This is a genomic window from cyanobacterium endosymbiont of Rhopalodia gibberula (assembly GCF_003574135.1).
Lineage (GTDB): Bacteria > Cyanobacteriota > Cyanobacteriia > Cyanobacteriales > Microcystaceae > Rippkaea.
Genome location: NZ_AP018341.1, coordinates 974693 through 989080, shown reverse-complemented (window position 1 = coordinate 989080; position 14388 = coordinate 974693). Strand labels below are relative to the sequence as shown.

Genomic DNA, 14388 nt, shown 5'->3' with positions numbered 1-14388 from the left:
AGAATTGTTATATATTAATGACCTCAAAAACATAAAAAAATTGTAAAAAAGCGTAAATGTCATTGATAAAGTTTTATTTCCAGCTAAAATTTTTCCTGAAATGGATAAAAGAGACAAGTAGAATGACGATTAGTCTTACTCGAAAAACTGGGAAGTTAAAACCTGTCGCCCATTTCTTGTTTTCTACTCGTACAGTAGAAATTTTAAATGATAAGTTCGGTAACAACGACATTAATCAAAGTTTAGCTATGTTTGTAATCTCTTTATATTGACAGATTATACTTATCTAGTTTATTTTTAGTTAGTCGCAACAGTTATTTATAGAAACTTAAGCGGTTAGCAAATTAAATAGCTTCGAGTGGAACTTGATTCCAATTATTTTGTTCTACTTTAAATTCTTGAGTTTTATGTTTATATTCGATTGGGTATTTGACCGCTGAATCCAAATATTAAAGCTGTAGTTGTTTATCCAACATAGTTGATTATTTATCTCATGACCATGAATTAGATTCTATGTCAGGAATAGTTAATAATTGATAAGCATCAATCAAAATGGGAGAGTACCAATTAGTTGACAACCTAGATATAAAAGAAAATGGGACAATCATTCACTTAAAAGAGTTTAAAAAAGTCACAGTTTTGGAAAACTCTTCAAAAAATACCGTTCAATTTTACATTTTGTCTTCCTAAAATAATTAAGACTAAAATTAGATTAGTTAAAGTTTATTTATTCGATTAAAAACAACTCATTAGGTTATCTAACTTTACTAAAATGTACTAAAGTAATTATGTGTAATCAATAAATTTATGATCGGAAAATATAAAACGAGTTTAACTTGTTTTTTTTATACTTTATAAGCTTTTACCAAGTTAGATCCAATAAAAGCTGAAGAGTTAATTAATAATTGGTCTCAAATCCAAAAAGACTTACCTATTGAAGTTAATCTTAATCTTATTTAACTAGTATCTAAATAAAAATTTATTTCTCTACATTTCTCAAAAATTTTTTCGTTAATGAGTAATTTTGATTCAGTCTATCCATTTAGATAGCAATTACTATATTTATTCGAGACAATAAATATTTAACCTTATTTATTAAAAACTAACTCTTGAAAACGATTAAAAATCTTCTTCACAAACAAACTAATAACAAAGATGATGAAAAATCAAGATGTTTAACAATCCCTAATTAGTTTTATTTAAATATCAAGGATTTACCCTAATACTCAGTCTTCACAAACCCCAGCAGACTAATTATACTCACTTTGACACTTATCATTTTAGGATAAACTTATTCTACCAGCAACCACTATTAAGGAAGTAATGCAACAGATTCTTAGTCATACTACGCTTATTTATAATATCTATACCTTACTACTAAAAGCTATTAATTTATAGAGTAGGATGATTTAAATTGCTGATCTAGAAAAATTTTTAGGCGATCACATTATACTTAAAACAAACTTCCCTAAAATCCCTTCCATTGTTATTGAAGAAGAAAAAATCATTTTAGAATTGGCCATTAATCGAAAGATTCGAAAAAATAAAATGACTCAATCTTAAAAAGAGTTAACACTTCTAACAAATGTCTCTGAATCATATTTCCTCTTATGTCCAAGGTGAGTAAGTATTAAACAATGAAGAGAACAGTTCTAATGAAGTTTTGCTTTTGTTAGACTACATTGTGATTTTATGTTCAGCCTGATGGGTTACCCAAAACAATCCTTGATAGGATAGGAGACACCACAGGTATTAAAACTAATTATTAAAATTCGGTCACTAAAATCAAGTTACAAAGAAAGAGACAATAGCACAAAAAAGGGGTTATTGTAGACTACACAATGACGATCGTGTTGCTTACGAACAGGGAACCTATCAGGAAGTAACTACGATTATTCGGCCTATAGCTGAAGCTGAAATCTATTGAGACAATCTCGATCTTCTGTGACTATACTGTCAATTATCTGACTGTTCGGCTAAATTTTTTAAAAAGATTGAACAAATCATATTGCGAATCGAAAATAAAACAGGTTCAATTATGATAGTTATCTAAGAAGGAATTCAACAGGTCATTAATTTAGTAAATACCTATGAACCGGCAAAAATATCCTTTGAAGATATTATCAATCTTTCCAACTGTGTTTATAGTCTGGCGAGCTCGATTGCGGTTGATACCATTCAACTGAATCTTATTCAACAAGGAGAAGATCCTTGCGCCGTCAATTCCACCGATTGCATTACTTAAGTTGTGGCATAAGAATTCTCCCAAAATCTAAGCATGTAGTAGGTTCTTTATGAGATCTAGTGGCTGTTTACCACGATTTACTCTTGTTTGTGAAACAGTCCTTGTTTGAGAAAAATGAAAACTAGGGGAATTGGGAATCATTGGTTGATAATGAAAGAGACATAATTCACGAGATAGGAAATCAATGACTAACCAGACAAGTACCCGTCGCGGTTTTGCTGTATGGTTTGAGCGGTTGCTAGCGGCTATCCTCTTAGGAGGACAAGTCTTTTTTCACCTGCTGAAAAGCAGAATCCACCGACGCAACACCCTTGAACAAATGAGTGTGGTTGGACCTGAGTCCCTAACAATTGCTTTAGTGACGGCAGGATTTGTAGGAATGGTATTTACAATTCAAGTAGCTAGGGAATTCATTCATTTTGGCGCAGCTAGTACCGTTGGCGGCGTTTTATCCTTAGCGTTAACGAGGGAATTAGCCCCTGTTCTCACGGCTGTGGTGGTGGCAGGACGGGTGGGGTCAGCTTTCGCCGCCGAAATTGGAACAATGCGCGTAACGGAGCAAATTGATGCTCTTTATATGCTAAAAACCGACCCTATCGATTACCTAGTGGTTCCTCGTGTCTTAGCCTGTTGTATGATGTTGCCAGTTTTAAATCTTCTTTCCTTGATGACTGGGATGGTCGGGGGTTTATTAATTGCTGATAGTTTATACGATATCTCCCCGGTAGTTTTTTTAAAATCTGCCCGCAATTTTCTTGAGCTTTGGGACTTATTGACTTCGATGATTAAATCAATTGTTTTTGGTGGTTTAATTGCAGTGATCGGTTGTAGTTGGGGTTTAACTACTACGGGAGGAGCTAAAGGGGTAGGACAGTCTACGACGACAGCAGTCGTAACAGCCTTATTAGCTGTATTTGTTGTTAACTTTTTTCTTTCTTGGTTTATGTTTCAAGGAACAGGAACAGCTTCTCTCTAGTGAGACTTCAATCCAACACATTTAACAATAGGAATTTAATTTATCTTGCTTCAAAATCAGAGGCTCACCAAAAAGGATAAAAGGAGATTTAATGGGTTAATAGCTTTTGAAAATTAATAACCTTCACTTTCACCATATCGTTGCGTGCCAAGCTATTAACTATTAACTCCAAAAAGATCTCAATTAATCAAATTAGCCCAAACCAAAATATTGGTCGATGATGGCATCAGTAAAAGACTCTTTCCAACTTATGCTGATGCTACGGTATTTGCTGTTGGTTGTGAAGTAAAATCTAAACAGCTAGTCCTTTTAAAACTTTTTTCAAAAAAACTGCACCTATCAGCTTAGAAATTTTAGTCATACCAGATCTATGATGTAAAATCATTAACATTTTAGTTTGAAAATAATTATTTTCAAACTAAAAAATTTACCAATTCTTCTCTTATTATGAGAAGAATTGGTAAATAAAGTTATGTTATAGGTTTATTTTTTTAGTTTTAAGAGGTTATGATATAGTCATAAAACTAGTTACAATCACCTAAACAAATGATCTTAAAATCCTCTTAGTTTATAAGCTTAAAGTAAAAGTAAAAAGTACAGATATAGAACTTAAATAATTACAATAATAATTGCAAAAAATATAAGACTTTATATAGTGAATATTAAGTCAGACAAGGTCTTAATTTTTAACAATAATTTTGGTAAAAATTGTGTATTTTTTTTAAAAAACTAGGCTAAAGCTGCACAATAAATGTAAAGATTTTAAGAATTAGTGTTCTCTATTGTAGTAAAAAATTTCAACTCCACTATGCTCAGTAAAAACTTTCTTAGGTTTGGCAGCATTTTCTGTCAAGATTGAAAACTCGTTAAGTAACCTGTTTTAAGCTTCGCTCTTTCTCAAATCACTTTTAAAAATACAATCAATATTGTGGCTCAACCCTATATAGTTATTTTTACAAAGACAATAGGAACAAAATTATTTGATCAAATAAACATACATATTGTAAAGTCTATCTAATTGTTTTTAATTTAGCCTTTCTTTAATAAAAGAAGCCGTTAATTGCTTTAAAATAAATATTTTGCTTCTATTTTTATTTGTTTAAACAAGACAGGATTTAATTGTTTATTAATATGTGTATTAACAATTTAGATTAGCTGAGAGATTAATTCTCACTCATTCACAATTCAAGATGGTTATATTTAAGATAAGTCTCAAACCTCTCCTATGACTTAGCAGTATTTAAATTATTAGTTTTTTCAAAAAAATCAGTTTGGAAAATATTAGTATTACTAATATAATTAGATCAGGTAATCTAACTCCTTGGTTTATAGTTTAAAAAACTTTGTTATTTTACTTTGAGTCCTAATTTTTATAAAAAATAACGATTATATTCAGAAGGAATAATTACTATGTAATTTAAGGATTAAAAATAATTATAGTTATTTTCTCGGTGATATTTCTACCTTATTGTCTGCTCTTCTATTAAGAAGTTATTTCTTAAATTATAAGAAAATTATTTTTTCTGTTTTCTATCTTAACTATTAGAGTTTAGCTTTGTGGAATTAACAGTATTTTATAAGTTTATACTGTTCTGTTAACTGAAAGTCAAGTTTTTCTGGTAACCTGGCAAGTTCAGTGTGTTGTGATTGGTCTGTAAATTATCTCAGAAGTACTTATATTGAGATCTTGAGCTTAGTTAATGTGAAAATTTTTATATGGTTTTATTTCTATAATTCTATTACTAGAATCCATGATTAGTGTCCTTTTCACTTGGATTATTTTCACCGAAACAATCAAAATAGGTCATTTGGAGAAAGTCTACCATTATTTTAACAAGAATTTGCCTATTCCAATCTAGTAATTGTTCCACTAAATATCTAACTTATTAGTTAGAGTTTAACTTTAAGCGAGCACTCTTTTATTATTGTGTAGAGTGGATAAATATTTGATAATATACTTATTACTCAAGATAGTTAGAGTATTTGCCCACTCTGAAGTCTTAAAGTTTTATTTATGAACAGTCTCTAACTTTAAGAGATCACAGTCTATTTAAAGCTATAGCTAATTCATAACGACAGAAAAAAACTAAATCTCTCTGAGAAAATTCTGTTAGGATACCTAACCACTGATTAATTAGATTAGCTATCATTTGATGTAAAATTTACGGCAAGGTTCGATAAGCCTCAAAATACTTCTATCCTAAAAGCTTCCTGCGCTACATCTTAAACTTTAATTGTTGCATTCAGCGATCACGGATTATAGAGTTGGTTGCGGCTGTATATTCATCCATTAATAACACACTAGCCCCCGCTTCAAAAGCTTCAATATGGGAGCTACTTTCATTAATATTAGTTGTTGGAAAATTCTCGGTAGAACTTTGTTAGGACAACCGATTAATAAAAAAATAAATATCTACCCCCACAATACTTCGTCTATATTTTAGGACTAATTTCAATTACTTCTGGATTCGTGACTATAAATTATCATCTATCCCCTATAATAGGGTGATAAACTCCTGATCCTACTGTTCTAAGTAGGGTTAGTCTGCCACGATAATTACCACCTACAATTAAGATGGTACCCTGGGAGACACTCATCTCTCAAATGATGCCATAATTTTAGCAATTGAAAAGGAATTGTATTCTTTTATAGAAAACGGAGATTAACTCCACTCAGTTGCACTAGAATTGCTCAATTATATACAAAAATTATTAATTATTTATCATTGAGTTTCCATCATAACCAGTCGTCGGTATATTCTGCCTTTTTGACGTGATTTTACAAGGTTTGAGGATCAATGTTCTTATATTTAAAGGTACGCTCAATATAGAATTGCTTTCTTCTTTTTTTTTCACGCCTCTAATAATTTCATAATCCTTCTCTTTCTTAAATAATCTACCTAAAAGCTGAATTTTCAGGCAGCCTAGTATCTAGCAATCGCTACTTTTCTATTCTAAGCTCATTCGAGCTCGATTAATTAGTCTCACTATCGTCCTAATTAGTTAGACAAAAATACAGCTAGGCTTGTATCAGATTTCCTTTCAGTTGTTAAACCTTATTTTAGACAGTTTCTTTTTTAGAAACCATGACCCTCTCTAAGTAGCGACTACTTTTCGGGGGGATGGGAAGATGACGATAAGTATGAAAGTCTTCTTGAACTTTATAAGTTAAACGGGGAGAAATTTGGCGAATAATCTGACTTAAAAGGAGATCACCCGTTTGCTGAATTACTCTTGAAGGTAACTTGTGAATAAATTTAGGAAATTGGATAGCAACATCTATCTGTGATTGCCATCGAACTTCAGTGATCACGTCTGGTAACTGAGATAAACTTTGCTTTTTATAAGCTTTTCTTATTCCCTCTCCTGCTAGTTTGGCAGAAACTTCTTCTAATTGCATAGAAGCCTTGTAATCTATCTCATAACCTAAATTAGATTCTTCAGGAAGAGGAATAGTATTCATTCGGTACACCCCATCTTGAGATGATAATAAAACTACAGCTATTTTGGGTTCCACTTCGTATCCAAAAGAACCAAATCGTCCTACCGATAAGATATAACCATTTTCTCCCATAGTTTCAGTTTTCATCGGTTCAGCACAACGACAAAACCATCCCTGATGAGCATTAAGATAGTCAGTTACCGTTTGCTGAGCACTGTACATTTCCATATAGCCAACAAACTGCGTCTGGAAACAAATCGGGTTTTCTACAAGGAGTTCCGATAGTTGAGACACATCAGTCGAGTTATTTTCAGTCCATTGGCATTCCATAGCAAACCTTTATAGAATATTTAAAGTTAACTTAATCTGTTGAAAGGCTCTCTTTTTCCAGAAAAAAAAAGGAACAACCAATTATTGTTGTACTTTATTTTAAAAAAAAATACTAGGCAACCTTATCAGGTTTTAAGTATCTAGACTGGTAAATATAAGTCGAATCAGTCCAGTAAAATAAACAACGTGAGGAGAGACAGATGAAAGCATTATTGGTAGGATAGATAAGGGGATATATTATCCAATAATTGACTAGTCATCAAATTTCGATTAAAATCCTAGTCAATATTTTAGAAACAGCTAAAAAGACTTCTCATTTTGAAATTGAGTTGGTTGTTGGCGATGTTCTTAAATCAGAGAGTTTGACCAAGACTGTTACTAATTAGAATAGATTACCTAGTGTTACTGGAGCTAGACCCAGTTTTGAACTGACAGGACCGTATCAGATAGTTCTTATCAAAGAACTAAAAATTTTGTTAATTTAGCTAAAGATCATGAGATTAAACAGTTTGTTTTTGTCTCTTCTCTGTTTGTGTTCAAGTTTTTTTACTTATTAAACTTTCTTTGGTCAGTTTTACATTAGAAAAAGCAGGTGGAAATCCACCTGCAAAATAGTAGATTAACTTAATAAAATTGTTTATACTGGCAGTTTTGAGAGTAAAGACTATTCGTATTCCATTTTGATGTCATCAGCATATACTTTGTTTAAAAGAAGTATTACACAACGAAAAGTAGCAAAAATTTGCGTATAACCTGCATTTCAACTGCTCCACTACAATTAATTTTGTAAAAAATGCGAAAAAAGGAGTAAATTGCTCTCTCCATGTAGAAAAGCTGCTTAGATTTTGAAAAAATGTTAACATACCGCATACTTAAAGTCAGATATCCTAAGTAGGCAATACCTATATTACGAGTGGTCTTTGTCCATGAATAGATACATACACTTCAGAACTTAGTAGGGCAGGTTATTTTACATCGCTTACAATCAATACAGTCTTCTATACAAGGAAACGAAGGATCCGACCAACTCCACAGCTATTCCAGGGGAACGTCGCCAAAACATCAAGGAGACAAACCCTGACGTATTGAGTACAGCTGATACAAGTGGCATAGATTTTGACTTTACAAGACATTGATTATCTGCTTTTTACCCGAGTGTTTTCTTTCATGATGTGAAGTTTTCACTTTCATCCGCCAAGGAGCCTTACTTGTAGGAGAGAAAACTATCTCCGAGACACATTCCTTATGTCTCAAGGACTAATCTTGCTTTAGTTTTTTAAAAAAGTCTAAATTAAAAAATTACAAGCTAGTTTATAACACACAGCAAATTCTCTTTGCTAAAAGCTGACGTAAATTTAAATTATGTAACAGTTACTTTGCAATCACTCACTAAAAACTGGATCTCGATAACTATCATACATTACAATCAGCCATCTATAGAATTTGTTCAATCAGTCTTCCAATTGATTGACAGAGACTTCTACGGCATCGATATCAATTGTATCTAGTGGTATAACGCGATGAAAATGCCCTCCTTCTATCTTGAGAGGTTCACCACAATTGGGACATTGGCCTTCGATCTTATTAAATCCCGTAAACCCATAACCACAGACTGGACATTTATCTTCAACTAAATCCCGTTGAAGCCACCAGCGTACTCTCCATATAATGATCGCTGGAGCAATAAAAATCAAAACGACAAGGATAAGTAAACTATTAAAGATCCATCCTAACCCTACCGAACCCAAAAACAGCCCCAACAACAAGAATGTTAATGAGCAGCTAAATCCGAAGTTATTAAGCCAGACAAATTTGGGGAACTTATTATTCACGGGAGTATCCTCAGTTATTCATCGCCAACATAAGTACGACTCTAAAATATTTAGAACTCACGTCTAAGACAATGCTTTGCGGGTAGGATTTGTTTGCAGATTAGTGTAACAAATCACCTGCCACCATCATAACTGTAAACAGAAGGTTGACGGAAAAACATCGAAATAAATAAGTCGAGAAGACTTAATCATTGAAAGGGATCGATTTTCAAGGAAAATAAACTCTCTTATAAAACAAGATCATACTTATATGTTAAGTGAACTAACTCAATTGTTAGTTAAAAAACTAACAGTTGAGATTTACATAGTTTTATATCTTCAATAAGTTTTTTGAATCTATATCAACTATTTTTACGTTTATAACGACACTATTTAGGCAATTACAATCAAGTTTGTGTTGTTTTACATCTGTTACCAGTAGCTATTTTCTGACTTCTCGATTTGCTCCTGTCAGGCGGACAAGCCAATCAATTTTTGGTCTTTCCTCATCGAAATAGGAACAACTATAATGATCGGTTCTACCTCTTTTGGGTAAAAGTCAAAAGCGTCCGATAGATACTCTGTATTTGAGCTATCTTTGATGTTTAGTGCGAGTTATTCTTAATGACTGTGCTATTTTTTTGTGGAGTTAGGTATCAATGCACTTATCTCATCTTTGGTTAGGATTATGTGCTATCGAATACTTAATTAACGGGGTGAGGACTTAAGTCTTAAGTCCTGTGCTTTAGGCTTGGCAGGAATAATCTATGTATTAGGCATTAGATATTAAGCATCACTCTTCTTTCTTATGTGATGAGATGGCAATTTTTGGTGACGGGATTAATTTTTATGGGAAGTCTGTTAGTTTTAGTCGAAACCAGATAGTATATGTATACTTTTAATTAAAGAGAGTACTGTCTTAATCGAAGAATAGATTAAGTTTAATCGAGAACAATGTCAATTACGCCAATCAAAAATCAATCGATGGTAAATGAGTTCCCATCATTAAAGTTAAGTCTTAACTTTAATGATGCTACCAGGGCACACGATTGCCATCCCAGGAGAAAAAATATCCACTGTCGTCTTCAGTCAAACTATTAATCACTTTTAGTAGTTGATTGACCGTTCTCTCTATTGAGAATAACTGATGAGGGGGAATGTTTTTTTGAAAAGGTTTTGATAAATCTGTATCAGTCGTTCCAGGATGTAAACTAACCACAATTGTTTGAGGGCATTTGCGACCATACTCTATGGCAATCGTTCTCATCAACATGTTCAGAGCAGCTTTGGAAGCGCGATAGCCATACCAACCTCCTAAATTATTATCACTAATACTCCCTATTTTTGCACCAATAAAAGCCAAGATACTTTTATTTGAATGACAAAATAACGGTAGAAAATGCTTAGCAATTAAAGCCGAAGCAATGCTATTGACTCGGAAATAATAAACCAAGTTTTCTGAATGAATCTGTCCGACACTTTTCTCAGGTTGTAAGGCTCCTTGATGTAAAATTCCCACACAGTTAATCACTAGATGAAGTTTAGATTCCGTTTGCTGTATATAATCCGAAAGGTTGGCAATTTGGTCTTCTTTTGTTACGTCTACTGCTAAGCAATGGAGTGCCTGGGGATGTGTAGTTTCCAAGGAAAGTAATTCGGTGGATACATTTCTCCGACGATAAGTTGCATAAATATTGACGTCCTGTTTTTCGAGGAGAGCTTTAACAAACCCTAAACCAATTCCTCTTGATGCTCCAAAAATTAGAGCGTTAGTCTTAGTCTGATAATTGTTCATTTTAATTCTGGTAATGTTCGTCCTTCTCCTTCTGTAAGAGATCGAATAATTGTCTCAGGAGTAGATTGTGAGGGTTCAAAAATTGATTGAAGTGCCTTATCTAAATTTTGGGCCATAACAATTTTATTTTCATAAATCACGATGACCCTTACCAAAGTCGGAAGACTATTTTGTTCTGCTTCTAAATATAAGGGCTCTACATAAAGAAGAGATTGTTCAGGAAAGAAAGGAATGACTAAAAGATTACCTTGAATAACACGAGATCCCTGACGATTCCAAAGGGAAATCTGTTGAGAAATTACTGGGTCTTGATTAATTAAAGCCTCAATTTGTTCAGGTCCATAAATGACTCGTTGCTTGGGTAATTGAATCAAATTCAATTTGCCATAATTTTGTCCATCAGACTGAGCAAATAAACCTGAAATTAAGTTATTACGACTTGTAGGAGTAAAAAAGTTAATTAAAATAAATTCTTGAGACTTTCCAGTCACACGCATCAAGAGATAATAAGGTTCAATGGGTTGTCGTTCTCTCCCATAGATTTCCTGGGGAATACGCCATTGATCTTCACGATTGTAAAATACCTGAGCATCAGTCATGTGATAGGTTAACAGTCTTTCTGATTGGGTATTAAACAAGTCTTTGGGATAACGGATATGCGCCTTGAGGGTGATAGGCATTTCTTCTAGAGGTTTAAATAAGTTTGGAAAAATTTGTTGCCAGGTTTGAATGATGGGATCACTGGGGTCAACTACATAGAATTGCACGTCTCCATTATAGGCATCAATTACGATCTTGACGGAGTTGCGAATATAGTTAAAGTTGTGTTTTCCTGGATCAGAATAAGGATAGCCACCACTGGTGGTATAGGCATCAATAATCCAATAGAGGGTACTCGAACTGACTAACCTATTAGAGTTAGAGTCATCTACCTTTGCACTGACTAAATAAGAATCGTGATCAAAGTGCAGAAAAGGGGCAATTTTACGAATACGACGGTTAATATCACGATGAAACAACAAACGAGTCTGGGATGTAAAATTTTTTGTAAACAGCATTTGCCAGTCTTTGAGATACTCCGCAAATAGTAGTCGTCGTACCGCCGAACTAATAGGGATACCTCCTTGACCATCATAGATATTGTAAGCATTATCCTGACCGCTGGGATAGTCTAATTCTTGCACCTCCGTATTAGTCATAATGTAAGTATCGGTCAATTCCCCAAAGTAGATACGAGGGTTATCAATGGGAATACTGTCACAAATATTAGCACTTGGAGTTTGTAATTCCCCTGCATTGCTGGTTGTCCCAATATTTTGGACAACGTAGAATGGTAATCCCCCTTGATCGACTCGATTGACTAGAGACAGGGTAAATCCATAGCCGTGAGTGTAAATTAAATGTTTGTTAACCCAAGTTTTAGCCTGTTCAGGAACTTCATTATAATCGAGCTCCCTGGCTGCAATTAATACCTGTTGTTTAGCTATATTAGGGGATAAACATTCATTTTCTATAGGAATACTGTAACGATCAATGTCTGCATCAGGAAATTTATAATAAAGACGAATCTGTTGCAGTTGACGGTTTGTTTGCAGTAGAGGACGAGCATCCCACAGACGGATATTTTTGATAGTTAGGCGATTATCTTGCAGATCTTCATTTGTCAGAGTTCCAGTAGCATCAAGGGTTTCGATTTTAATTTTATCTAAATTAAACGCGGCGCGGGTTAAGGCAATACTTCGTTCAATATAAGGGCGTTCTCGGCCTAATTCATTCGGTTGAACCACAAAACTTTGAACCACTCCAGTCGCAAATGAACCAAAAATGAGAATTATTGAATATAAAACAAAAGGAAGAGTAGAAAAAGGGAAACGAGGTCTATTCTTCTTTTTAATAAGTTGCATAGGGAGGGGGGAACCGAATCCTGTTATGGCTTTAAGGAGTAACCAAACAGCGATCACGGTGACTAAGATACATAGGGTAGTATCCACGGGTAATGACACATGAACATCAGTGTAACTTGCCCCATAAACCACTCCACGGGGAGAATATAGAATATCATAACGGTTTAACCAATGTCGCAATCCTACAATCGAGATAGTTAAACCGCCTAATAGATACAGATGACGTAGTTGGTGGCGCGAGAAACCTGGAAATTCTCCTTGAGAAAGACTGTTAGCCGATAGGAGATAGATGAGACTAACGGAGACAAAGCTGTAGAGAAATAGTCCACCTAGCCAAAAATTAAACAATTTCCAAAACGGTAACTCAAAGACATAGAAACTGATATCTCTACCAAATTGAGGATCTGTAGCTGAAAAAGAGGTTGAATTAAAATACTGAAGAATTTTTGTCCAATTTCCTGATATTACCAAGCCAAAAATGATACTAAAAATGATGGACATGGCTTTTAGATAGGATTTTCTCTTCAATATAGTCAAAAGAATCAATCCCCCAACAACTCCAACCTTCCAAAGATGTTGGGAAATTTTAGACAAAAGTTTTGGTATGGAATTAAGATAAAAAGGAGAGGGAAGCGGGGGAGTTACATTGGGAAGAGTTAAATCAGGGGTCCAAATATCATAAACAACTTGACTATAGTACAGTAACATCAAGCCTATCAGTGTTCCCAGGAACAACACTAGGGTTAATAAACAAGACAGGCCAAAGGAACGGGATTCCGGAAATGAGGTTTGATAGTTTTTTTGAGTGTGATTGCTCCTATTTTCCCTTTGTCGTTCTTTCTGGGAAAAAAAGGGTTCTGGGATAGAATGCCATTGATAATACTGTGCTTGGTGTAAGTTATTTAGTAAAAACCCAAGAGAAAATCCTGTTGTCACACCAAATAGCCCAAATTGCCACAGTAAACGCTTCAAAAAGGAATTCAGATAGCCTAACTCATGAAACCAAAGAGACTCCACTACCAGATGGGAGAGTAATTCAAAGGCTAACCACAGTCCAAATAGACTGCCTAGGACTTTAAAGATACTATCGGTGGAGGGTTTAAACATTCAGGATGCAGATAATAGAAAATCAAGAGTTTTACGTTAGACCCTATTAGGTTGGATCGTTCTTTGAGGTGAATTGTCTAGGATTTTAGACTTAATCATTTTAACTCCCTGACTTGGAGATTAAAGTAAAGCCACGGCGTTATAATTTTCGGGTTGTTCTTCCCAACAACTTCAGTTGATAACCTGAGACAATAGTACCCAGAACTAACTTTATTTCGAATTGAGCCAAAGCTTCTCCCAAACAACTATAAACTTCACCTCTAAAAGGAATGAACTCATAAGGAAAATATTGCCATTCTAAAAAACGTTCTGGTCTGAACTCACGAGTACTAGCATAAAGGTCTTCCCGTTGCAAGGTCAAGTAGATACGTCCCATAACAAGGGTCCTTGACACAATAGAATAGCCAAAAACCGGTCGAGATTTTTGTTTGTGCGACTTTTGGAAAAGTTAACATCGCCACCAGTGAAATTGTACAAATTTCACTGGTGGCGATGTTAAATAAGCAATACAAAAGGTTGCCATTGGATTAAGGGAATATCCAAGATTAGCTAACTCCTTGGAAAGTTTTTCTTTAACGTCGGAGGAACGATGAAGCCAATATAAATTACAAGTCATTGCTGTCTTGTTTCATGAACTGCAATTAATAGGACTACTAATTCATCAGGTAATTCATTATCGTTAAAGGTTTCTCCTGTTTTCTCCCACGCTTCCATTAGCAAGGAAAAATTATCTGTACAGTTGAGATTCCGGTTAGAATGGCAAGTGCTTATTTCTGCA

General features: G+C 34.1%; 12 protein-coding genes. 2 read left to right on the top strand and 10 right to left on the bottom strand.

Annotated features, from left to right (window positions below; genetic code table 11):
* The first annotated feature begins 122 nt into the window (after nt 1–122).
* A complete protein-coding gene (locus RGRSB_RS10005; RefSeq protein WP_172582025.1) occupies nt 123–272 on the top strand; it encodes a hypothetical protein in 150 nt (49 codons plus the stop codon).
* A 2157-nt stretch (nt 273–2429) separates the two neighbouring features.
* Nucleotides 2430–3221: an MlaE family lipid ABC transporter permease subunit gene (locus RGRSB_RS03195; RefSeq protein WP_119259811.1), complete on the top strand. Its 792-nt coding sequence runs from the start codon at nt 2430–2432 to the stop codon at nt 3219–3221.
* Between the two features lie 2243 nt (nt 3222–5464).
* Here the strand turns inward: RGRSB_RS03195 and RGRSB_RS11030 are convergent.
* The 10 genes from RGRSB_RS11030 to RGRSB_RS10450 form a co-directional block, all read right to left on the bottom strand.
* Entirely contained in the window at nt 5465–5569 is a 105-nt protein-coding gene (locus tag RGRSB_RS11030; protein WP_119260933.1) for a P-loop domain-containing protein, read from the bottom strand.
* A 136-nt stretch (nt 5570–5705) separates the two neighbouring features.
* Entirely contained in the window at nt 5706–5819 is a 114-nt protein-coding gene (locus tag RGRSB_RS03185; RefSeq protein WP_119259810.1) for a P-loop domain-containing protein, read from the bottom strand.
* A gap of 463 nt (nt 5820–6282) precedes the next feature.
* Entirely contained in the window at nt 6283–6993 is a 711-nt protein-coding gene (locus RGRSB_RS03180; RefSeq protein ID WP_119259809.1) for a DUF1997 domain-containing protein, read from the bottom strand.
* Between the two features lie 985 nt (nt 6994–7978).
* Nucleotides 7979–8104 (bottom strand): hypothetical protein, encoded by a 126-nt coding sequence (locus RGRSB_RS03175; protein ID WP_420823001.1) that lies wholly within the window; start codon nt 8102–8104, stop codon nt 7979–7981.
* Nucleotides 8105–8444: 340 nt separating this feature from the next.
* Nucleotides 8445–8825: a hypothetical protein gene (locus RGRSB_RS03170; RefSeq protein ID WP_119259808.1), complete on the bottom strand. Its 381-nt coding sequence runs from the start codon at nt 8823–8825 to the stop codon at nt 8445–8447.
* A gap of 1012 nt (nt 8826–9837) precedes the next feature.
* Entirely contained in the window at nt 9838–10599 is a 762-nt protein-coding gene (locus RGRSB_RS03165) for an SDR family NAD(P)-dependent oxidoreductase (RefSeq protein WP_119259807.1), read from the bottom strand.
* The gene (locus RGRSB_RS03160) at nt 10596–13610 is read right to left on the bottom strand and encodes a UPF0182 family protein (protein ID WP_119259806.1); all 3015 of its coding nucleotides are present in this window, start codon (nt 13608–13610) and stop codon (nt 10596–10598) included. The genes RGRSB_RS03165 and RGRSB_RS03160 overlap by 4 nt, the downstream gene beginning before the upstream one ends.
* Nucleotides 13611–13749: 139 nt before the next feature.
* Nucleotides 13750–14004, bottom strand: coding sequence for a cytochrome P450 (locus RGRSB_RS03155; RefSeq protein WP_145961878.1), 255 nt, complete (start codon nt 14002–14004; stop codon nt 13750–13752).
* A gap of 54 nt (nt 14005–14058) precedes the next feature.
* Nucleotides 14059–14226, bottom strand: a complete 168-nt coding sequence (locus RGRSB_RS10000) for a hypothetical protein (protein ID WP_172582024.1) — start codon at nt 14224–14226, stop codon at nt 14059–14061.
* Entirely contained in the window at nt 14223–14324 is a 102-nt protein-coding gene (locus RGRSB_RS10450; protein ID WP_232014563.1) for a cytochrome P450, read from the bottom strand. The genes RGRSB_RS10000 and RGRSB_RS10450 overlap by 4 nt, the downstream gene beginning before the upstream one ends.
* Nucleotides 14325–14388: the final 64 nt, after the last annotated feature.